23 protein-coding genes are annotated in these 21,717 nt (G+C 66.0%); 18 read left to right on the forward strand and 5 right to left on the reverse strand.

The annotated features are described in order from the left end of the window. Window positions 1-389 precede the first annotated feature (389 nt). Together WEG36_02275 and WEG36_02280 are read right to left on the reverse strand one after the other, a co-directional pair. A complete protein-coding gene (locus WEG36_02275; protein MEX1256421.1) occupies window positions 390-830 on the reverse strand; it encodes a transposase in 441 nt (146 codons plus the stop codon). Beyond that, a complete protein-coding gene (locus tag WEG36_02280; protein ID MEX1256422.1) occupies window positions 827-1,807 on the reverse strand; it encodes a transposase in 981 nt (326 codons plus the stop codon). Before WEG36_02280 ends, WEG36_02275 begins: the two co-directional genes overlap by 4 nt. Window positions 1,808-1,999: 192 nt before the next feature. Here WEG36_02280 and WEG36_02285 point away from each other — a divergent pair, with 192 nt between their 5' ends. From WEG36_02285 to WEG36_02335, 11 genes are all read left to right on the forward strand, one after another. Beyond that, a complete protein-coding gene (locus WEG36_02285; GenBank protein MEX1256423.1) occupies window positions 2,000-2,629 on the forward strand; it encodes a DUF1326 domain-containing protein in 630 nt (209 codons plus the stop codon). 161 nt (window positions 2,630-2,790) lie between these two features. Further along, complete coding sequence (locus tag WEG36_02290) at window positions 2,791-3,489, forward strand: hypothetical protein (protein MEX1256424.1); 699 nt, start codon at window positions 2,791-2,793, stop codon at window positions 3,487-3,489. A 61-nt stretch (window positions 3,490-3,550) separates the two neighbouring features. After that, entirely contained in the window at window positions 3,551-3,886 is a 336-nt protein-coding gene (locus WEG36_02295; protein MEX1256425.1) for a YbjQ family protein, read from the forward strand. 110 nt (window positions 3,887-3,996) lie between these two features. Then, complete coding sequence (locus WEG36_02300) at window positions 3,997-4,485, forward strand: DinB family protein (GenBank protein ID MEX1256426.1); 489 nt, start codon at window positions 3,997-3,999, stop codon at window positions 4,483-4,485. Between the two features lie 149 nt (window positions 4,486-4,634). Next, window positions 4,635-5,090 carry a rhodanese-like domain-containing protein gene (locus WEG36_02305; GenBank protein MEX1256427.1) on the forward strand — a complete coding sequence of 152 codons (456 nt, stop codon included), beginning with the start codon at window positions 4,635-4,637 and terminating at the stop codon, window positions 5,088-5,090. A gap of 312 nt (window positions 5,091-5,402) precedes the next feature. After that, a complete protein-coding gene (locus WEG36_02310) occupies window positions 5,403-5,852 on the forward strand; it encodes a hypothetical protein (protein ID MEX1256428.1) in 450 nt (149 codons plus the stop codon). Between the two features lie 443 nt (window positions 5,853-6,295). Then, window positions 6,296-6,697: a VOC family protein gene (locus tag WEG36_02315; GenBank protein MEX1256429.1), complete on the forward strand. Its 402-nt coding sequence runs from the start codon at window positions 6,296-6,298 to the stop codon at window positions 6,695-6,697. Continuing rightward, window positions 6,676-7,269, forward strand: coding sequence for a GNAT family N-acetyltransferase (locus WEG36_02320; GenBank protein MEX1256430.1), 594 nt, complete (start codon window positions 6,676-6,678; stop codon window positions 7,267-7,269). Before WEG36_02315 ends, WEG36_02320 begins: the two co-directional genes overlap by 22 nt. A gap of 148 nt (window positions 7,270-7,417) precedes the next feature. Further along, window positions 7,418-8,026 carry a DNA alkylation repair protein gene (locus tag WEG36_02325; GenBank protein ID MEX1256431.1) on the forward strand — a complete coding sequence of 203 codons (609 nt, stop codon included), beginning with the start codon at window positions 7,418-7,420 and terminating at the stop codon, window positions 8,024-8,026. Window positions 8,027-8,126: 100 nt separating this feature from the next. Beyond that, the gene (locus tag WEG36_02330) at window positions 8,127-8,687 is read left to right on the forward strand and encodes a DUF1697 domain-containing protein (GenBank protein MEX1256432.1); all 561 of its coding nucleotides are present in this window, start codon (window positions 8,127-8,129) and stop codon (window positions 8,685-8,687) included. A 91-nt stretch (window positions 8,688-8,778) separates the two neighbouring features. Further along, a complete protein-coding gene (locus WEG36_02335) occupies window positions 8,779-9,240 on the forward strand; it encodes an MOSC domain-containing protein (GenBank protein MEX1256433.1) in 462 nt (153 codons plus the stop codon). 77 nt (window positions 9,241-9,317) lie between these two features. On the opposite strand, the gene WEG36_02340 is transcribed toward WEG36_02335, so the two are convergent. Continuing rightward, window positions 9,318-10,301, reverse strand: a complete 984-nt coding sequence (locus WEG36_02340) for a zinc-dependent alcohol dehydrogenase family protein (GenBank protein MEX1256434.1) — start codon at window positions 10,299-10,301, stop codon at window positions 9,318-9,320. A 154-nt stretch (window positions 10,302-10,455) separates the two neighbouring features. Between WEG36_02340 and WEG36_02345 the strand changes: the two genes are divergently transcribed. After that, entirely contained in the window at window positions 10,456-12,315 is a 1,860-nt protein-coding gene (locus WEG36_02345; protein ID MEX1256435.1) for a hypothetical protein, read from the forward strand. Window positions 12,316-12,323: 8 nt separating this feature from the next. Continuing rightward, window positions 12,324-12,833 carry an FKBP-type peptidyl-prolyl cis-trans isomerase gene (locus tag WEG36_02350; protein ID MEX1256436.1) on the forward strand — a complete coding sequence of 170 codons (510 nt, stop codon included), beginning with the start codon at window positions 12,324-12,326 and terminating at the stop codon, window positions 12,831-12,833. Window positions 12,834-12,839: 6 nt separating this feature from the next. Here the strand turns inward: WEG36_02350 and WEG36_02355 are convergent, their stop codons facing one another. Next, window positions 12,840-13,856, reverse strand: a complete 1,017-nt coding sequence (locus WEG36_02355; GenBank protein MEX1256437.1) for a 2-hydroxyacid dehydrogenase — start codon at window positions 13,854-13,856, stop codon at window positions 12,840-12,842. A 120-nt stretch (window positions 13,857-13,976) separates the two neighbouring features. Here WEG36_02355 and WEG36_02360 point away from each other — a divergent pair, with 120 nt between their 5' ends. The 5 genes from WEG36_02360 to WEG36_02380 all read left to right on the forward strand — a co-directional run bounded on the left by WEG36_02360 (window position 13,977) and on the right by WEG36_02380 (window position 20,756). Further along, window positions 13,977-16,955, forward strand: a complete 2,979-nt coding sequence (locus WEG36_02360) for a DUF4344 domain-containing metallopeptidase (GenBank protein ID MEX1256438.1) — start codon at window positions 13,977-13,979, stop codon at window positions 16,953-16,955. After that, a complete protein-coding gene (locus WEG36_02365) occupies window positions 16,952-17,893 on the forward strand; it encodes a carbon-nitrogen hydrolase (protein ID MEX1256439.1) in 942 nt (313 codons plus the stop codon). Before WEG36_02360 ends, WEG36_02365 begins: the two co-directional genes overlap by 4 nt. Before the next feature lie 17 nt (window positions 17,894-17,910). After that, window positions 17,911-18,957, forward strand: coding sequence for an agmatine deiminase family protein (locus WEG36_02370; GenBank protein ID MEX1256440.1), 1,047 nt, complete (start codon window positions 17,911-17,913; stop codon window positions 18,955-18,957). Between the two features lie 83 nt (window positions 18,958-19,040). Continuing rightward, the gene (locus WEG36_02375; GenBank protein ID MEX1256441.1) at window positions 19,041-19,601 is read left to right on the forward strand and encodes an FxsA family protein; all 561 of its coding nucleotides are present in this window, start codon (window positions 19,041-19,043) and stop codon (window positions 19,599-19,601) included. 84 nt (window positions 19,602-19,685) lie between these two features. Next, a complete protein-coding gene (locus tag WEG36_02380; GenBank protein ID MEX1256442.1) occupies window positions 19,686-20,756 on the forward strand; it encodes a M42 family metallopeptidase in 1,071 nt (356 codons plus the stop codon). On the opposite strand, the gene WEG36_02385 is transcribed toward WEG36_02380, so the two are convergent. Then, window positions 20,686-21,654: a COX15/CtaA family protein gene (locus WEG36_02385; GenBank protein ID MEX1256443.1), complete on the reverse strand. Its 969-nt coding sequence runs from the start codon at window positions 21,652-21,654 to the stop codon at window positions 20,686-20,688. The two genes, WEG36_02380 and WEG36_02385, sit on opposite strands and share 71 nt — an antisense overlap. Between the last annotated feature and the right edge of the window lie 63 nt (window positions 21,655-21,717).

The raw sequence follows: 21,717 nt of genomic DNA on the forward strand, positions 1-21,717 counted from the left end.
GCAACGGATAGGCCGGACCTACCACCACGGCGCTCCGGCTCGACTCTACCGCAACAGCAAACCGAATGCGAGTAGCGGGGCGATCTTAGACAAGGGCAAACGAGTCAGTACGGAACGCGGTCCCGACCTGTAAGCTTGCGGCAGTATGGGGACTACGGGGTTCGTACCTAATCTGAGCGATTCTTTACGCGGCTGGAGCGAGGAGCAAGAATCGACGCCGATCCACGCTGGCGATAGGCGCCGGTCGGGGGAACCGGACCCGTGAAGGGTGGCCGCGAGGGGGCGGAGAGTGGGACGGGTGGCCGAAGTGAGGCGGCGGGGCGGACCGAGGCGACCGCTCCGTGGGCGGAGCGTGCGGAAAGGGAAGTGCAGGCCGTTCGGCGGAGCGGCTACGCCCAAGCGAAGGGGGGTGGCTGGGCCGCGCGTTCCCAGAGGTCGGAGATGTGGAGCCGCCGCCATACGGCTCCGGTGACTTTGAGGACCGTCTGTCCGCCGTGACGCACGAGCTTGGCGGCGAAGTCGATGGCCTCGCGACGTAGGCGGGTGGGTTGAGCGACTACGGGCACGACCTCGGCGGTGACGTCCCTCTTGAAGGTCTCGAAGAGGAAGAAAGCGAGGAGGGTGGTGTAGAAGAAGGCGGCGTTGGACTGGAAGCGGCGAAAGGGGAGTTGTTCGCGGCGGAACTCCTTGAGGGCGCGGTGCACGAGTTCGTCGCGTCCACGGCCGTGGTAAAGTTCGAGGATCCGCTCGGGGTGAATGAGGTCGGCGCGTCCCGCGTCCCGGAGCAGGGTGTCGATCGGCTCGCGTTCGCCGAGGTTGGTGTAGATCACGGTGTCGGGGCGGGCGACTCCAGGAGCCGCTGGGCATCCTCGTAGGCGGGGCAGGTGTAGAGGGCGCGGCGCCACTCCCCCCGCCTCCAGCTCTCGCGGCGGTCGTGAAACTCGAAGTACTCCCAGAGCTGATGCCCATTGTCGTGGATGAACCATTCCTCGGGCTTCATCCCTTGGGCCGCATCCACGATGTCGGCCTGGAGGCGGCCGCCGCAAACGTAGCCGATCTCGAGTTCCTCGAAGCGCCGGAAGAGCTTCTTATCGAAGAAGCCGGCGTCGAGGCGAAGGAGGATCGCCGCGTCCCTCCGGTAGTGCCGGCGCAGGAAGGCGACGCTGTCGCGCACCAGGTTCGCCGCCGCCTCCCCGGCGTTGCCGTTCTTCTTCCCGCCCCGAAAGAGGCCGTCCACCACGAAGGGTCCCCAGGTGAGCTGGAGCGGTTGGAACCCCTTCACCTTCCGGTAGGTGGGCTGGCATCCCTCCCGGAGCTCGGCCTCGTCGTTGTCCATCACCATCGTGTCCAGCCCCAGCACGATCACCTCCGGCTTCTCCAGCCTCAGCCGCCACAACCAGAGCTGGCGCAGCACCCGCCGAAAGGTCCAGATCCGTCCCCACCCGAAGGCGCCGAAGAAGCGCTTCACAGCATGCGACGAGGCCATCGCCTCCGGCTCCGTCTCGATCCCTCGCGCGTGCCCCTCGTCCCCCTTCAACCGGTCGAAGTGGACGAGGTGGCGGCTCGTGCCGTCCAGAAGAAAGCAGAAGATCTGATGGAAGAGCCCGCCCACCGGCCGGCCCTTCCCGCTTCGCCGGAGCGCACCGAAGCGCTCCTCCAGAACCTCGAGGATCCCGATGTGCCGAAGGTGCCGGGAGAAGAGCGCCAGCCCACCACGCCCCGTCAGCGTGTCCTCGGTGACCTCGACCCTCGAAATGACCGCGGCGGGAAACCCCCGAAGGTTGCCTCCGACCTTCTCCCTCCCCATCTTGAACCTCCACCCGTTGGGTTGAGGACGGCGCGAGCCGTCACTGGTCGTATTTGCTGATACACCAGTAACTTAGCCCAACGGGTGGCTTCTTTCTATAGTCCGGAATCGCTCAGGTTAGGTTCGAGCATCGATAGACCCGGATATTCCGGTCCGAGCGGCAGGCAAACCTCACGATGGAGAGAGATGAAGATGAAGCGCAGAGACTTCACCAGGATGCTTGGTGCACTGGCGGTCGTGCCGGTTGTGGGAGGAGGAACGAGAACCATCGGGATTCGGCGCCGCTGGTCTCTCACGGCTGATGTCGCAGAATGCTGCAGTTGCGCCATTCCTTGTTCGTGCAACTTCGGGAGGCCCGAGGCCGGAACCTGCCACGGCACGCGGCTGATTCAGATCCGCGACGGAGACCTCGACGGTGTGAGCCTGGCCGGGGCCACCTTCGTGGTCAGCTTCCACATGGGCAGCTGGACGCGGATCTATCTCGATGAGGGGTTGGGAGATGTCCGGGGCGCAGCCCTCGAGCGACTGCTCCCGCTCGCTTTCGCGGGATTCGATCGCATCGCGCGGGTGAAAACGAGGGTGCCGGTCAGCGTCACGGCCGGCTCTGATACGTTTCGCTTCAGCGTGCCCGAGTCCACGGTGGAGATGAGCCTCCTTCCCGGGCTGAACGGGGCGCCGATCCGGATCGAGGGTCTCCCTTCGGTCGCTTACCAGGAATACGTGCAGTACGAGTCGGTCGTACACACACATCGGAGCGATGAGACGGAATGGTCGTATTCGGGGACGAATGGCTTCCGGTCAGTGATGCGCGCCGCCGGATGAGAGTTCCAGCCACCCAGATCGGAGCCCCCCGGGTCCGGGAGGGCGCGGCGCTCGAGGGGCGGACTGTCCCGAAAGTAGTTGATTCGGCGCCCGCTTCCCGCGCAACTTGTGTCCTCACATCCCCGATGGGCGGAAAATTCCATTCTCCGAGGAGGAATCTCATGGGCGCGTTTCCTCGTTCGATAATGCTGGCTGCGGCATCTCTCGTCGTCCCAGGTCTTGCGACGGCCCAACTTTGCCTTGGCGTGCCTGCGGCTAACGGAGCTGTCGCCCTCGCCGCCCGCGCGGGGATCGCCTGGGACGAGACGACGTACGACGGGGGCGCGACGGTGAACCTTCCGGGCCCCCTCTCCGCTAGCGGAGCGTATTCGCACGGAATGCTTTATCCGCTCCACCGTCCGGCGAACGGGGTGTCAGGGGGTCTCGCGTACGAAGTGTCGCGCTGGGGGATGTCGGTCTGTCCGGTGGCCAACGCCCAATACGAACGCCTTTCAATCAGCGGGTACGATGCGTCGCACACTTACAGCTGGACCACGCTTTCCCTGGGCGTGACTCTCGGGCGTACACTGGCCAGTTGGCGGGAGGCTTATCTGGTCGCCCACGGGGGGCCCCGCCTCATTTACTTCCGCAGCGTGTACCGGGACGAAGTTCCCCAGCCGTCGGCGGATGGGCCGGAGGGGAACCCTTCGCTACGGCCGCGCGAAATCGGGGAGTTCCACGAGTTTGGGGGGCACGCCGGCCTGACGTTGGGTCGAGGACGGCTATATCTCGACGCAGTCGTGGACGGCACTTCACACGGCCGCTGGGAGCCCGCCTATACATTTTCGTTGGGAATCGTGCTCGGGAGTGAGGACTCGTGACGGGGCGCAAGGGTCCGGAGCACGCGCGCGAATTCCAGGGGACGCCGGAAGGAGGATGGGGATGAGCATTCCGGTAACGACCACCTTCACCATCGAGGGTTACCGGATCACGGCATACCTGGGAATCGCGCGCGGAATCATCGTAAGGGCGCCGACGATTCCCCAAGGGATCGTCGGCGGTCTCAAGAACCTGGTTGGCGGGAGGATCGGTGCGTACACGGAGATGTGCGAGCAAGCACGGCGCCAAGCATTCGAGCTCCTGATTGAACACGCGCGGGAAATGGGAGCCAACGCCATCGTCGGGCTCCGCTACGATGCCTCCGAAGTCGTAAGCAAGGGATCTGCTACCGAGGTCCTCTGCTACGGTACGGCGGTGGTGATCGAGCCGGCAGGCTGAGCGCGGCCGCCACCCGCGCGTTTCTCGGTCCGCGTGGGACGGTGGGTCGCTCTCACGATTCCTCTGCTTACAAACTCCCAGCAAGACGAATGTGAACAGGAGGCAGTGGCATGGCGAGAGTCGCGATTCCCCTGGAAGAGTTCACACACGAGATGGCCACGACCCGTCGCCTTCTCGAGCGCGTCCCGACCGAAAAGGGAAGGTGGAAACCTCATCCCAAGTCGTTCGCGCTGGGCCACCTGGCCCGGCTCGTCGCCTGGATGCCGGGATGGATAAACACGACGCTTCGGGAATCCGAGCTCGACTTGGCAGGAGGGGCGAACTACAACTTCGAGTCGACCGAGGCGCTCCTGGCGCTCTTCGACAAGAATGTGGAGGAGGCCGCGGCCGCGCTCGCCGAGGTCGTAGACGGCGAACTGGACGAGTCCTGGTCCCTCAAACAGGGGGAACACGTCCTCTTCACGATGCCAAGGGGTGACGTCACGCGGCAGAACCTCAATCACCTCATCCACCACCGCGGCCAGCTAACCGTCTATCTTCGGCTCCTCGACGTCCCGATTCCTTCGATCTATGGACCGACGGCGGACGAAAAATGGTGACCGATCTGGTCCCAGGCGCAGCGAGCAGATTCAACGTTCAGGAGACCTCCAGATGGCTCGCTACGTGCTGTGGGTGCGGACCGTACGGGCGCGGCGCCCGCGCATGGACTAGATTGAATGCCTAAGCCCGTGACAGAGGTGACAGTTTGATGACTGAGAGTTGTAGGCAGTCCCGGTATTTCCTTCTCTTTCTCGCCCTGGCGCTTTTACCCGCGTCGTCTCTGGCTCAGACGCCGGCGGCTTCTTCAGCGGAACCGACGATCGGAGAAAGTGTCCCCGTTTCCGGCGGGGCCTATTGGAACATCTCGGTCCCGGAGCTCCAGGCCTTGCTCTCCGAGAAGGACTTTCAGCTCGTGAACGTGCACGTCCCCTTCCAGGGAGACCTTCCCAATACCGAGCTCTCGATTCCCTTCGATCAAATCGGTGATCGCCTCGACCAGCTTCCAGCGGACCGAAACGCCATGGTCGTCCTGTATTGCCGCTCCGGAACAATGAGCGTTCGGGCGGCGACCACCCTCGCCGAAAAAGGCTATACACAGATTTACAATCTGGTCGGGGGCTTCCGGGCGTGGAGCGAAGCGGGTCTTCCGATGGCGAATCCGTGAGCCCGTGATCGCGGCACCGAATACCATCCGGCCCCCCGCTCGCCTAAGCGTGGCCGTCCAACCCTGAAGGTTCAGGGTCGTCTGCTTCGGATTCGTGCGTGAAGGGGGAGAGCAGGTCTTTCCACACAAATAGGGGTTGTTATGTCCGATGTGCGTTCCTTCCTGGCTCTGGTTGCGATTTCCTGCAGTGCGGCCTGCACATCTCAGGCTCCGCCCGCTGAGAGTGAGAGCGACGCGATGCCCGAGATGACGCCTACCGCGGATCCGGCACCCGCGGCCGGGCCCGCTCTGACCGATCGAGTACCCCTTGCGATGAGCGCGGCTCCGGAGGTGATCGGTTCGGGCGCCACGATCATGGACTTCGATTCGACCGGTGCGCTCGTCGAGCTTCGCGCGGGGACGAACGGTTGGATGTGCCTCCCTGACAGCAACCCGGGAGCACCGCGGAACACCCCGATTTGCGTGGACGGGCCCTGGCAGGTGTGGTTCGATGCGTATATGGCCGGGGAAGCTCCGTCGATCACGGCGATGGGGGTGTCCTATATGTTCCAGGGCGATGTGGTCGCCAGCAACACCGACCCTCTGGCTACGGCGCCACCGGCGGGCCAGCCCTGGATCGAGGACGGTCCGCATATCATGGTGATCGTGCCCGACCCGGCGATGCTCGCCGGTTTTTCGACCAATCACCTGAGCGGCGGCCCTTACGTGATGTGGACCGGAACGCCTTACGCGCACCTCATGGTCCCCGTCACACCGAACTGAGCTGGGGGCAGTGAGCCACTGTGCCGGAGGAGAGTTCAAGGTCATGCCTCTCTCACTGGTGAAGTTGAAGAGGGTGACCGACCGTGTCGCCATTCCCGCGAACTTGCGCGACTTCCCTTCGTGCGAAGGGTGAGCGTATGTGGGGGCTCCAGGTCGCGGTAGGACTCGGGCCTGCTCGGGCTGGGAATCTGGGCGCGGAGAACGGGGCGCCACGACGCTGAGGCATCGCTCTGGTGGATCCCCGTCCTGTTGGGCCTCGCGTGCTTGAGCGTTTCCGTCGTACAGCGCCTGCGCCGCGAATGGGAGGGGGAGGCGCTCGCCGCCGCCTTTGTTGCGATCGGACTTCTCCTGGTCTGCATGGGTGCACGGAGCTGGAAGAGGAGAGCGTAGGGGCTCATCTTCGGAGTCATCGAAAATCTCCCCTTTCGGCCGGAGGACGTGCCGTGACCGATCACCTTCCGACGTTCGACCGCGTCATTCCCCTCATCGTGTATCGGGATATCGAAGCGGCGCATCAATTCCTCGTCGAGGTCTTTGGCGTCCGACCCGGCCTCCTCCACCGGGATGGGGAGGAAACGGTCGTCCATGGCGAAGTCGACCTGGGCGGGACCGCGATCTGGATGCACCGCGTTACCCCGGAATTCGACCTGACGTCCCCGGAAGGCCTCCCAGGCGCGAGCGGGGGTCTCGTGGTCTTCGTGGACGACGTGGATGCGCACTACGAGCATGCTTGTGCCCGGGGCGCGTGCATCGAGGGTGCGCCGCGCGATCAGCCCTACGGTCAGCGCGAATACGGCGCACTCGATTCCGAGGGGCACCGCTGGTGGTTCGCGACACCCACCTGACGAAGTCGGCGACGCGCGTGCCTTCGTGGGAGATCGTCGAGCTCGATCCCGAGGACGGCGAGGGCCGGCGAAGTGCCGCCCGCCTTCTCTTCGACGGATTTCGGGAGTTTTGGCCGGCGGCCTGGCCCACGATCGAGGAAGCCGAAGCCGAAGTCGAAGACACCCTCGCCCCCGGGAAACTCGCATTCGTGGCGCGCCGCGATCCGGGCGGAGCGGTTCTCGGCTGGATCGGCGGCCAACCCATGTACGACGGACACGTTTGGGAGCTGCACCCCCTTGTAGTCGCGGAAGGGGAACGAGGGAAGGGGATCGGACGGGCCCTCGTCGCTCGATTGGAGGAGGAAATCCACACGCTTGGAGGGCTCACCCTCTGGGTGGGGACGGACGACGAGGCAAACCTCACGAGCATCGGCGGCATGGACCTCTACCCTAACGTCCTGGCGAAGCTGGCGAGGATCGAAAACCGGCACGGGCACCCCTTCGCATTTTATCGAACACTCGGATTCGAGTTCGCCGGCGTGGTCCCCGACGCGAACGGGTTCGGGAAACCCGACATCCTGATGACGAAATGACGAAACGAGTGCGGCGGCGTCCCGGACGGGCGTCCCAGCTGGAGTTCTGCATGACCGCAAAAGAAATCGTCGAGAGACTCCGCCCCTCGGCTCCGAGAGTTACGCAAGGATCCTCAAGAGCCACGGGGCCAAAGGACCGGTCTTCGGAGTGAAGATCGAGGAGCTGAAAAAGGTGCAGAAGGTCGTGAAGACGGACTACCAACTCGCCCTCGACCTGTTCGACACGGGAATCTACGACGCGATGTACCTCGCCGGCCTGATTGCCGACGACGCGCGGATGACCAGGAAGGATCCAAATGGCTGGGTGAAGAAGGCGTATTGCTCTACTCTCGGCGAATACACCGTCGCCTGGGTCGCCGCGGGGAGCCGCTTCGGTTACGAGCTTGCGCTCGGGTGGATCGAGTCGAAGGACGAGCGCGTCGCAGCCACCGGGTGGTCCACGCTCGGGGGGCTCCTCGCCATCACCCCCGACGAGGATCTCGAACTGGAGGAGCTCTCCGCCCTTTTCGACCGGATTCGGACGACGATTCACGATGCGCCGAACCGCGTCCGGTACACGATGAACGCATTCGCGATTGCGCTGGGGATCTACGTCGAGCCGCTCTCCGGCAGGGTGAAGAAAGCCATGAAGGAAATCGGGCCCGTGACCGCGGACATGGGTGGAACCGCGTGCAAGACTCCTCTCGCCCCGGACTACATCGCGAAGGCGGAGAAGCGGGGTGTGATTGGTAGGAAACGGAAGACCGTGAAGTGTTGAGGCGCGTTCAGGCCACCTCCGATTCGTACCCGATGCGCGGGGCGTTGGCACTCCGCTCGGCCCTGAGCGAGGGGGCCTCCAGGACGGAAGTACAACGGGAATGACTCACCCGGGTAAGAGGATCGTGTACCTCGCGCTACTTCGAGGTGTGAACGTCGGCGGGAACCGCTCCCTTCCCATGAAGGAACTCGCCCGCCTCTGCTCGGATCTCGGGTGCGGAGACGTCCAGACGGTCATTCAGAGCGGAAACCTCGTTTTCACGGCTGGAAAGGACTTCGGGGGGAGCTTCGCGGCGCGCCTCGCGACGGAACTCGGCAGCCGCTTCGGGATGGAGGTGCCCGTTGTGGTGCGGACGCTCCCGGAGTGGGAGAAAGTGGCGCTGGGAAACGCCTTCCTCGAACGTGGCGCCGATCCCGCGACTCTTCACGTGGCCTTCCTCGCGGATCGTCCTTCGAAGCGTCGGGTCGACGCTCTCGATTCCGGCCGGTCTCCGCCCGACGAGTTCGAGGTTCGGGGGAGGGAGATCTATCTCCGCTGCCCGAACGGGCTCGCGCGAACAAAACTCGACACGCGTTACTTCGACGGAGCCCTCGCAACCACGAGCACCTTCAGGAACTGGCGGACGGTCTTGCGGCTTCATGAGATTGCCAAGGGAGCCTGAGGGAGGAGTGGCCGGCGCGGCAGCGAAGGCTCCTCTTGGAAGAACCGTGCGTTTGCCTGCGTGTCGAGGAGAGAGGAGAACGGAAGCGATAATGAAGGGGGGCGAGGAGATGAAGACGGGAAGGGTGGAAGCGATCTGGATCAAGCGGGCCCATCGAGGACCGATGGACCCAGCGACGTCCGCCGAGCTCACCCAGGGGGGCGGGCTTGCGGGAAGCGCCGATCAGGGGCGCAGCCGCCAGGTGACGGTCATCACCGCTGAGAATTGGCGGGCGATGATGGAGGAGTTGGGCGCTTCGATTTCCCCGTCCGCGCGGCGGGCGAATCTCCTGGTGAGCGGCATCAATCTCGAGGGGACGCATGGTCGGACCCTTCTTATCGCCGGTGCCGCAATCGAGATCCGGGGCGAGACGCGCCCCTGCGAGCAGATGGACGAGGCGTACCAGGGGCTGCGGGCTGCGATGGACCCGCACTGGCGGGGCGGTGTGTACGGCGTCGTGCTCGAGGGGGGGAAGATCGCGGTTGGGGACGAGGTCGTCCTCTCGGAGGACTGAGCGTCGGCACTGGCACGACGCTGGGCCTCCCACGTCCGGGGGGCAGACCGGTCCGCGCGGTGCGACGGCGCACCCCCTCAGGGCACGAGGACGAGCGCACCCTTCGCGTCGCCCGAGCGGATCCGTCCCAACGCTTCATTCGCGAGCTCCAGCGGGAGGGTCTCAGTCTCGGCCCGCACCGGGACGTCGGGCGCGATCTCCAGAAATTCCTCGGCGTCTCTCCGTGTGAGGTTTGCGACCGACCGCAACACCCTTTCCTTCCAGAGAATCTCATAGGGGAAGCTGGGAACGTCGCTCATGTGGATGCCGGCGCAGACCACGGTCCCGCCGGGGGCCACTGCGCGAAGGGCGGTGGGAACGAGCGCGCCCACGGGTGCGAAGAGGATGGCCGAGTCCAGGGGCTCGGGCGGAGTTGCGTCGGAGCCCCCCGCCCATGCCGCGCCCAGCGAACGCGCGAATTCCTGCCCCTGGGTATCGCCGGGGCGGGTAAAGGCAAAAACTTTCTTCCCTTCGTAGTTGGCCAATTGGACCAGGAGGTGGGCCGCCGCCCCGAATCCGTAGAGCCCGATTCTCGTGCCCGCCCGGGCCTCCCGGTAGGCGCGATATCCAATCAGCCCCGCGCAGAGGAGAGGCGCGGCCTCCACGTCTCCATAAGGCTCCGGAATGGGGAAGGCGTACCGATGGTCGGCCAAGGTGAGCTCGGCGTACCCACCGTTCCGCGTGTACCCCGTGAACTCCGCCCGCTCGCACAAATTTTCACGCCCGGAGCGGCAATAGCCACATTCCCCGCAGCTCCACGCGAGCCAGGGTATTCCCACACGGTCGCCCACGCGAAGGCCGCCGACTCCGTGGCCGACTTCCTCGACGACTCCGACGATTTCGTGCCCGGGAACGAGGGGGAGCTTCGGATGGGGAAGCTCGCCATCCACGATGTGGAGGTCGGTCCGGCAGACGGCGCAGGCGCGAACGCGCACAAGCACTTCGCCGTAAGAAGGGCTCGGAGGGGAGAGCTCGCGGAGCCGGAGTGGGGCCCCCGCCTCGGAAAAGACCATCGCCTTCATGGGGAGAGAACGTCGGGCGCGGGTTTCCGGTCGGCAAGCGCTGGCCGGATCGCCGGGCCCCGGACCGTGTACAGAATGGACCATGCTCCGGTCCGGCGAGGCCCGATCTTTCTGGACCGCCCGGACGGTCCCCTCCACTCTCTACGAACGAGCGATGCGACTTTCGCACGGTTCGATCCCTGTCATCGCGGCGCTCGCGCTCGTGGCTCCCGGGCCCTCGCATGCCCAGTCGACGGCCGATGCTCCCCCCGCTTCGGCGCAGATCGTGGAGGAAGTCCGGGAGCTCCAGGTCGCGTTCGAGCAGTACCGCGAGAGCCGAATCCCGCTCTCACCCTTCGAGCGGACGGGCGGGTGCGACGAGCAGATCGGACGGATCTGCATCTGGTTCGGGGGCACCAACGAAACGGACTTTCCCGCCGAGCCGGTCGAGTCAGGGCTCGCCCGGCGGGACCTCATCGCCGCCCTCTACGAGGCGAACGACCAGGTGCGGGATCCCTGGGTCGTGGGCCACCTCGTGCATTACACGGCGGAGGATGGGAGCCTCCGCGAGGCCGAATCGGTCGCCCGCCAGTGCGACCTGGTTGAGGGATGGTGGTGCTTCGCCCTTCTCGGATATGTGCTCCACCTCGAGGGCGAATTCGTGGAAGCCGAGGCCGCCTTTACCGCGGCCGTAGACGCGATCCCGGAAGGGGACGAGGACCTGCTCGAGCGCTGGACACTTCCGGGATCCATCGTCGGAGGCGATGGGAGGGAGATCTTCGAGGACGCGGGGCCGGAGGAGAGGGCCCGCCTCTGGGATCTCTTCTGGCGCCTCTCGGACCCCCTCTACCTCACGGACGGAAACGACCGGCTGACCGAGCATTTTGCGCGCCTGGTCGAAGCGAGGAATCAGGAGGAGGCGGAGAATCCGCAGGGGATCCCATGGGGCGAAGATCTGACCGAGACCCTGGTGCGATACGGAAGGAACACCGGTTATTCCCGAGTCCGGCCGCCGCAGTCCGGGCTCAGCCTTTCCCTCGAGGACAGGCGGACGGTTGTCGGGCACCACGATCCGGCGAGCCGCGGTTATCTCTTCCCGGACAACTTCCTTCCTTCTCCCTCGGACGTTCCACCGGAGAGCTGGATCACGGCGCCGCGTGCCGCCCGGACCTGGTATGCGCCGCCCTATGCTCCCGACTTCCGCGCCTTGGAGACGCAAGTCGCGCGCTTCCGGCGAGGGGATGAGATGCTCGTCGTGGGCGCGTACCGGCCGGCTCCCCCGTCGCGCGACCTCTTCGCCGACCTCGCGCCCACCGCGCGGAACGAGCGCCCGGATCCCTTCGCGTCGCGGCAGCCTGCTCAACCGCCACCCGAGAGGGACGCACTCTCGGCACTGGTGGATCCCCTGGATGGGGGGCCCGTGGAGACCGCGCTTTTCCTCGTGCCATTGGACGGGGGCGAGGCGCATTCCGTGACGGGGACCGAGCGGGAGGGTGTCCTGACAATGGTCGCGCCGCCAGGGCGCTACGTGAGCAGCCTCGAGGTCTTCGGCGAGGGGGCGAAGCGGGCCTGGCGCGCCCGGCAGGGCGTGGCTCAGGGTGCGCTCGTAAGGGGGCTCGTGGCGGTCTCGGATCTGCTGATCCTCAGCCCCGACGCCGGGCTTCCCGAAACCCTCGACGACGCCGTACCGCTGGCGCGGCCGGGCATCCGGATCGCGCCCGGCGAGCGCTTCACCGTCGTATGGGAGGTGTACGGCCTCCAGGTCCAGGAAGAGGTGCAGGTGACGCTCGGGTTCACGAGTGGTCGCCCCGGCTTCCTCGCTCGCGTGGGCGAGTTCCTGGGCATCCTCGAGCCGGATCGCCCGGTGGAGGTCACCTTCGCGGATGCGGGACCGGACGTCGTGCAGACGGTCTTCCGGTCTGTCCAGCTGAACCTTCCGCAGCTCGATCCAGGCGACTACACTCTCCATCTCCGACTGGAGCTCCCGGGGCGCGAGCCCGCCCTCGCGAGCCGCCCCATCATCGTCGAACCCTGATCCGAACCATGACCCCTAATTCGCCCCGACGTACAAGCCTTCTCGTCTCATTCTTCGCTTTCGTTCTTGCCGCGGGTTGCGGCAACGGGGATGCCCCCGCCGCCGGTGCCGAAGCGCCGGGTGGAGGAGAGGTGGCCTTCGCGAACGAGCTGAACGTGGATCTCTCGGAAATGACGCGCACCGAGACGGGGCTCTATATCCAGGACGAGGCCGAGGGAGAAGGGGAGCCGGTTCGACCCGGGAACGCAGTTCTGGTGCACTACACCGGCTGGCTACCGAACGGGATGAAATTCGACTCGAGCTTGGACCGGAATGAACCCTTCGTGGTCTCCCCGGTCGGGACCGCCCAGGTCATCGCCGGCTGGAACGAAGGGCTCCAGGGAATGCGACCTGGGGGACGGAGGCTCCTCGTTCTCCCGCCGAACCTCGCGTATGGGGAGACGGGCACACTCGGTGGTCCGATTCCACCGAACGCCACCCTGGTTTTCCGGGTCGAGCTCCTGCAGATCCTTCCCTGACGCCAGTCAGGCGGCCCCCGCGGTCACTCCCTCGGCGGTCACCCGCTCGAGCGTCCCGCTTCCCGTTTCGAAGGCCGTGACGTTCCCAAGCGTGGTCTCGGCGATGTTCGCGAGCGCCTCCCGGGTGAAAAACCCCTGGTGGCCCGTGACGAGGACGTTCGGGAAGGTGAGGAGACGGGCGAAGACGTCGTCCTGGATCACCGTGTTCGAAAGGTCCTCGAAAAAGAGATCCGCCTCCTCCTCGTAGACGTCGAGCCCCAGGGATCTGAGCTTCCCCGACTTCAGGGCCGCGATCACCGCGCGAGTGTCCACGATCGCCCCCCGGCTGGTGTTCACAAGCATGACGCCATCCTTCATCCGGTCGAGCGCACGGGTGTCAATGAGATGCCGTGTTTGCGGCGTAAGGGGAAGATGGAGGGCGATGATGTCGGATTCTTGGAGCGCTTCGTCGAGCGCCACGTAGCGGACACCCAGCTCCCTCGCCTCCTCTTGAGGAAAGGGATCCACGCCGAGGAGCCGGCATCCGAACCCTCCCATGATCCTGGCAAAGATCGTCCCGATCCGCCCCGTCCCGATGATTCCGACGGTCCGGCCGTGAAGGTCGAATCCCAGGAGGCCGTCAAGGGCAAAGTTTCCCTCGCGCACACGGGCGTATGCCCGATGGAAGTGCCGGTTGAGCGTCAGGATCAAGCCGACGGCGTGTTCCGCGACTGCGTATGGCGAATAAGCGGGTACGCGTGCGACCGTGATTCCCAGTTCCGCCGCCGCCTTCAGGTCCACATGGTTAAATCCGGCGGAGCGGAGCGCGACGAGGCGTAGGCCCCCCGAGGCCAGGGTCGAAAGAACTTCCCGCGACAGGTTGTCGTTCACGAAGGGGCAGATCGCCGGAAAACCGGCCGCGAGGGACGCCGTTTCGGGGAGGAGTCGGGGCTCGAAGAAGGCCAGCTCGTGCCCGTGTCCGACGTTCGCCGCCTCGAGGGCGGTACGATCGTAACGCTTCGTGCTGAATACGGCGATTCTCACCCCCGAATCATCCCGAGGCCCGTCGTTCCGTTCGTCACCATTGCTCTCCGGCGCGCGCGCGTCTTATCCTGATTCACCGCCCCGTTCCGCCCGAACCCAGTCCACACCCAGGGCACGACCATGTTCCATTCGCGAGGCGTCCTGCTGGTCGCCGCAGTCCTCTATTTCCTCCCGCTCCACGCTACGTCCCAGACGGTGACGATCCGTGTGGGACAAACGATTACCGACCGGCTCACCCCTGCGGATCGGACGCTCTCCGACGGATCGTATTTTCACCAGCATGTCTACGCCGGCTCGATGGGGGACGAGATCGTCATCACCCTCACGTCTCCGGAATTCGACGCCTTCCTGATGTGGGGGCTTCTTGCGGACGGACAGTTCGAGTCCGCGACTTCGGACGATGACGGCGGCGGCGGGACGAATTCTCAGATCCGGACGACGGTGGGGGCCGGGACTTTCGCGATCCGGGTGAACAGCTTCGGGGCGGCGGAGGCTGGTGCGTACACGCTCACGGTAGAGAGGGCTGGGGGAGTGGCCCTGAGCGGGGACGCGGCGGCGTGGATGATTGGACCCGGCGAGACGGTGACGGGGCGTCTCGGTCCGGACGACTCGCTCTTCGACGGGGATCAGTACTACGAATGGTTCGATTACGAGGGTGCCGCAAGCGAGGAGGTCGTCATCACGCTCCGGTCCCCGGACTTCGACACCTATCTGACGCTGATGGAGTGGGTCGCTGATTCGCTGGAGGTCGTCGCGTCGGACGACGACGGGGGCGGCGGGACCGACTCGCAGCTTCGTACGGTGATCGGGCCCGGGATCTACACGGTGGATGTATCGTCTTACGGCACGGAGGAGATCGGCGCGTATTCCCTGACTGTCGAGCGCGCGGGCGGCGTCGTGGCTGGAGGGGGAGGCGGCCAGGTGGCCCCCGGGGAACTTCCCTCGATCTTCGCCGGCCAGCCGGTGAATGCACGGCTCGAATCGTCCGATCCGACCTTGGACGATGGGTCGCACTTCAAGATCTACCTGTACCGTGGACGTCCGGGCGAGCAAATCGTCGTGACGATGCGGTCGAGCGACTTCGATGCCTTTCTCACGGGCGGCAACTGGGACGGGAGCCAGCTGGCCTCGTCCGAGACCGACGACGATGGCGGCGGCGGGACGGACGCGCGCCTCGCTGCCACGATCGGTGGAAACGGCACGTACGCGATCACAGCGAATTCCTACGGCGCAGGGGCGACCGGCGCCTTCACCCTCACGGTCCAGCCCAGCCTTCCGCCGAGCCAGACCATCGGTGCGAGTGGGCGCACGATCGCGCCGGGGCAGACGGTCACCGGGCGGCTTGCCGCCGGCGATCCACAGTTGACGGACCAGTCGTATTACCACGCGTACAACTTCAATGGACGCGCGGGGGACCGGGTCCTCGTTACCCTGACCTCTCCGGACTTCGATTCCTATCTTGTCTGGGGACGGCGCCTGGGGGGCGAATTCGAGCGCCTCGACTTCGACGATGACGGGGGGGGCGGAACGAATTCTCAGCTCGAGGTGAGCCTCGCCGAGTCTCGCACTTACGAGATCTGGGTGAACTCCTACGGCGCCGCGGAGACAGGCGCATACACCCTTTCCGTCGAGGGGTCGGGCGGGACATCCGGACTCCCGCTCGTCGCGCTGGGCCAAACGCTCACCGATCGTCTTACGTCGAGCGATCCTACTCTGAACGACAATTCGCACTTCAAGGTCTTCCTCTACCGCGGGACTCCCGGGGAGCAGCTGCTCGTCACAATGCGCTCGAACGACTTCGACGCATACCTCTCGGGCGGGCGGGTCGTCAGTGAACGCTTCGAGCCCGAGGTGAGCGACGACGACAGCGGAGGGGGGCGGGACGCCCAGATCCTCGCGACCGTTGGGACGGGCGGGACGTACGCGATTCGCGCGAACTCCTGGTCCGAGGCCGAAACAGGCCAGTTCACTCTGACGGTGGAGCCGATCGGCGGTGCGCGCCCGAATACGCCGACGATTCCCGCCGGGCAGCCGGCTGTCGCTCCCGGAGACCGCGTCAACGGCGCGCTCCGCGCCAGCGACCCCATGCTCGGGGACAGCTCCTTCTACAATCAGTACACGTACCGCGGGAATCCGGGAGACCGCCTCCGCATCACCCTCATTTCGACCGAGTTCGACGCGTACCTCCGGTGGGGGCTGGTCGAGGACGGTCGGGTCCAGGCCGAGGCCTACGACGACGACAGTGGAGGGGGGACGAACGCGCAGCTCGAGGTGACCGTCGGCGGGACCGGAACTTACGCGGTCCAGGCAAACTCGTTCAGCGCTGGGCAGACCGGCGCATACACGCTCACGGTCGAGCGGCTGGCGACGGGAATGGTCGTCGTGGCGCCGGAGTCGCCGGCGGGGTTCTCAGGGAAGTGGATGCACGCATACGTGGATTCCATGGACCCAGCGTTCCGGAGCCTCGCCCAGCGCGTCAAGCAGTGGCGTCCCCTCGAAGACATGACCGACGACCTCAACCGGACGTATCCCCTTCCGCGAAACGTCCACGTCGCCATGGACGAGTGCGGGGTCATCAATGCCTACTATAGCCCGCGCGACGCCGAGATCGTCTTCTGCTACGAGCTGATCGAGTATCTTGCGGACCAGTTCGCGCCTTCGGACACCTGGACGGTGGACGAGCAGGAGGCGGTGCTGGGAGCGATCCACTTCATCCTCCTGCATGAAGTGGGTCACGCGCTCGTAGACCAGCTCGACATCCCGATCACCGGACGGGAGGAAGACGCGGTGGATCAACTCGCGACCGTGACCCTCGTCGCTCTGGGGGAGAAGGGCGCAGTGGCGGCGCTTCGTGGCGTCGAAGCGCTTCAGCCCGATGGGAACAACTTCGACGATTCGGACTTTGCGGACGAGCATTCCCTCGGGCCCGTTCGCCTCTACAACGTGGCCTGCTGGGTCTACGGCTCGAACCCGCAGCGGTATTCCAATCTCGTCACTGGCGGATTCCTCCCTCAGGAGCGCGCCGCCCGGTGCACCTCGGAGTGGGAGCAGATGCAGAAGTCCTGGGAGCGCCTTCTGGCCCCCTACACGCAGCAATGACGGAGGTCGCAGGCGGCCCGAATGGGGGCGAGGGACCGTTCGGGATCGGGGTGATCCAGCTCGCGGTCGGGGCGGACCGGGAAGCGACCATCGCGGCCCACGAAGAGGCGATCCGGGCGGCGGCGGCCAAGGGCGCGCAGGTGATCTGCCTCCAGGAGCTTTTCGACGCCCCCTATTTCTGCAAGGTGGCGGACGCGGAGCGCTTCGACCTCGCGGAGCCCATCCCCGGACCGACGGTGGCGCGCATGCAGGCGTTGGCGCGCGAGTTGGAAGTCGCGCTCATCGTCCCGATTTTCGAAAGGCGAGACGCAGGGGTCTATCACAACTCCGCGGCGGTCGTGGACGCCGACGGATCCCTCCTCGGAGTGTATCGCAAGATGCACATCCCCGACGATCCCCTCTATCACGAGAAGTATTACTTCGCTCCCGGGGACATCTACCATCATGGGGCGGCCCCCGGCGCGGCCGCGGGCTTCCGCGCCTTCGACACCCGGTTCGGGCGCATCGGAGTCCTGATCTGCTGGGACCAGTGGTACCCGGAGGCGGCCCGCATTACGGCTCTGATGGGAGCCAGGGTCCTCTTCTATCCGACCGCGATCGGTTGGCATCCCTCCGAAAAAGAGGAATGGGGCGCCGCCCAGGCCGATGCCTGGCGCACCATCCAGCGGAGTCACGCCATCGCCAATGGCGTTTACGTGGCTGCGGCGAACCGGATCGGGCACGAGCCGGAGCCGGGGACCGACGGGATCGAGTTTTTCGGGCACTCCTTCATCGCCGACCCCTTCGGGCGGATAATCGCCGAGGCGGGGACGGAGCCGGCCATCCTGGTCGCCGAGTGTGATCCCGCGCGAATCGAATACACCCGCCGGAACTGGCCTTTTTTCCGCGACCGCCGGATTGACGCCTACGGCCCGATCCTGAGCCGGTCTCTCTCCTGAGCCAGGAAGAAGAGGCAATGGACGGAAGGCGATGGCCGGCGGAGTGGGAGCCGCACGCCGCGACCTGGATCGCATGGCCGCACCAGGAGGCGGATTGGCCGGGAAAGTTCGAGGCCATCCCCTGGGTCTACGCGGAAATCGTCCGCATCCTCCATCGCTTCGAACCGGTCCACATCCTCGGCGAAAATGAGGCCGGGATCGCGGACGCGAAGCGGATGCTACTCGCGCACGGCGTGGCACTCGAGCGTTGCCGGTTCCACGCCCTTCCCACAGACCGGTGCTGGCTGCGTGACTCGGCGCCGACCGGGGTCTTCGGCGCGCGGGGGTTCGAATGGATCCGGTGGAGCTTCAACGCCTGGGCGAAATACGACAACTACCGTGCCGACGCGAAGGTCGCTCCGCGCATGGCGGAGCTGACTCGACTCCCCCTCGTGGAGGCGAGCCGTCCCGACGGGAGCGGCCCCCTCGTCCTCGAGGGAGGCGGGATCGAAACTGACGGGCGTGGCTCACTCCTCGTCACGGAGGAGTGGCTCCTCACCGACACGCAGGTGAGGAATCCCGGAATGGGCCGAGAAGAATACGAAGCGGCCTTCCGAGAGTACCTCGGGATCGGACGGACGATCTGGCTGGGGGAAGGTGCCGTCGGGGACGACACCCACGGTCATGTGGACGACATCGCGCGGTTCCTGGACCCACGAACCGTGGTTCTCACGGTGGAGCGCGACCCCTCCGATGAAAACCACCGCCGGATGGAGGATAACCGGCGGCGGCTCGAGCTCGCCTCGCGAACCCATCCGGGCGGCTTTCGAATCGTGGAGCTTCCTTTTCCGGACCCGATCGTGATGGAGGGCGAACGGCTTCCCGCGAGTTACGCGAATTTCTTTCTGGCAAACGGCGTCGCGATCGTTCCAACTTTTAATGACCCGATGGACCGCGTCGCGCTCGCGACCCTGGCCGAGCACCTTCCTGCGCGCGAAGTGGTGGGGATCCACGCCGTGGATCTCGTGTGGGGACTCGGGACCTTGCACTGCCTCACTCAACAGGAGCCCGCCGCACCTGTGTGAGGGGAGGGCCCGCGTCCTCATTCCTCGACGCACGAGGGCGCTCTCGGGGCGCTTCCGGTCGAGACCGGGTTAACTTTCGAACTATGGCGCGACTTGCCACCTTATTCGTCCTCGTCCCGCTCCTCGAGCTCATTCTACTCATTCGGTTGGGAGAGTGGATCGGGTTCCTGCCGACTGTCCTACTCGTCGTCGGCACCGGGCTCCTAGGGGCCTTCCTGATCCGGAGAGAGGGGTTGCGGGCGTTGCTCGCCATCCAGTTGGAGCTCGCGCGAGGACGCCTCCCCACTCGGGTCATACTCGACGGCGCCGCCGTCCTGGTGGCCGGAGTGCTCCTCATGACTCCCGGAGCCCTGACGGATCTCGCCGGTTTTTTCCTCCTCCTCCCACCCACGCGGACCCTCGTCGCCGGGTGGGTGCAGGCCCGTCTCGCGGTCGCGGTCGCGCGTGGCACCGTCCGGTTCGCGACCTGGGGGGCTTCCGCGAGGCGCGGCACGGCGACGCCCCGCCCCGGGGGTGCCGGCCAATGGGAAGGATCTCCGAGGTCCGACGCGGGTTCTCCGGTAGGTTTGGGAGGCGCCGGCGCCCCTCGCGATACGGAAGCCGGACCTCGACCGCCGCGGCCGGGCGAGATCATCCAGGAATAGCCGGCGCTGCAGCGGGACCGCCGAATCCTGCCGAAAACCGTGACCGCGGGGGCTGCTGCCCCCGGAATCAAGGAGAGGGAAGCGATGGGGAAGCGAGTGGACTTTCTCGAGAGGCTCCTGGAGGAGCCCGGCCCGTCGGGCTTCGAGTCCCGCCCCGCACGTGTCTGGCGTGCCGAAGCCGGCACCTTCGCCGACCGCGTTTGGGCCGACGTCCACGGGAACTCCTTCGCCGAGCTCGGGGCCGAAAAGCGACCTCGCGTCATGCTTGCCGGGCATGTGGACGAAATCGGCCTCCAGATCACGCACGTGGATGAAAAGGGCTTCATTTACGTAGACGGGATCGGCGGTTGGGACTCGCAGGTTCTCGTTGGGCAGCGGGTGAAGATCCTCGGGAAGGGCGGCGACGTCCCGGGCGTAATCGGCAAGAAGCCCATTCACCTGATGAAGGCCGAAGAGCGGAAGAAGGCCTCCGAAATCGAGGACCTCTGGGTGGACGTGGGGGCGTCGAGCGCCGAAGAAGTGGCCGGGCTGGACGTTCGTGTCGGGGATCCCCTCGTCCTTGCCGCATCCTTCCAGCGACTCGCCGGGGACCGGATCGCCTCGCGCGCCATTGATAACCGGGTTGGCGCGTACGTCGTACTCGAGGCGCTCCGCCTCCTCGCGAAGGATCCGGCTCCCCACGCCGCCGTCGTGGCAGTCGCGACCGTGCAGGAGGAGATCGGCTACTCCGGGGGCGGCGCACGGAATTCCGCCTTCGCCCTCGATCCGGATGTGGCCGTGGCCGTGGACGTCACTTTTTCCACGGATGTCCCGGACGCCAATAAGAAAGAGCTCGGGGACCACACGATTGGAGGAGGCCCGGTCCTGAGCCGAGGTTCTTCGATGCACCCCGCCGTGGTGGACCGGCTCGTCGCCGCGGCCGAGGCGGAGAAGATCCCCTTCACTCTTCAGGCGGCCCCCCGGTCGAGCCGGACCGACGCGGACGCGATTTTCCTCGTGCGGGCCGGCGTTCCAACCGGCCTCGTTTCAATTCCGAACCGCTACATGCACTCGCCGAACGAGATCGTCTCGACGGAGGACCTCCTCAGGGCAGCGCGGCTCCTGGCCGGGTTCGTGCGGAGCCTGGAGGCGGACGCGAGCTTTCTTCAGGAGTAGCGGTCAGGACTTCGGAGGCGAGGAGAACGAGCGAAATCCAGAGGAGGTCCGCCGCCGCGAGGTGCACGAGGCGGAGCGCGGTGGGATAAAGGAGGACGATCGTCAGCGGGCCGAGCACCAACTGAATGATCCCCAGGGCACAGGCGGCGAGGGCGAGGCGCCGCGTCGCGGGGGGAGAGGAGGAGCGCGTGAGTGAGATCGCCATCCGTCCCACCAGGGCGATCACCACCAGCGCGATGACCGGGTGGGTCACCCGGAGATAGATCAGGAGGTGCTCCGGATTGAGGTATTGGCCGATCCCCTCGGCCAGTGTCGCCACCGGGAACGCCGTCCCCGCAAGCCCGGTCCATGATCCCGTGGCTGCGATCAGGAGCAGCCCGGCGAGCGCCAGGAGGAGCCCCCGGCCCCTCGGATGCTTCCACGAGGGAATCGTCGCGACCCCCCGCTGAGCCCACCACGCCGTCAGGGCGAGCGCCGCCATCAGCGAGAAGGTGTTGGCGACATGGAAAGGCCGGATTGCGATGCGGGCGGCCGAAACGTCCTCCGCGACGAGTCCGAAGGCCACCAGGGCGGCGCCGAATAACGATTCCGTGACCGTCAGGAGGAGCGACGCCCCCGCTGCGGCGCGAACGGCGTGGCCCCGTGCGAATCCGCGCCGGGCCCAGACTGCCATTCCCAGGACGAGAAGGAGAACGACCCCGGACGAGACGCGGTGGATGTATTCGACCCAGGTCGGGAAACCCGCCGCCTCCGGGACCACGGAGCCCAGACAGAGGGGCCAATCGGTCCCGCACCCGTCGCCCGACTCGGAAACCCTGAGGAAATACCCCCAGAGAATGACCACCAGGGAGTAGCCGAAGACCACCCAGACGAGAGTGCGAAAGCGCTTTTCAGCCATCCAGGACCTTCTCCCGGGAGTGGGGGCCGCTCCGCCGCCCGGAAGGGCGGACCTGCGTTGACG

Source organism: Gemmatimonadota bacterium, assembly GCA_040882465.1.
In the GTDB taxonomy this organism is placed as follows: Bacteria; Gemmatimonadota; Gemmatimonadetes; order Longimicrobiales; family Gaopeijiaceae; genus JBBEBG01.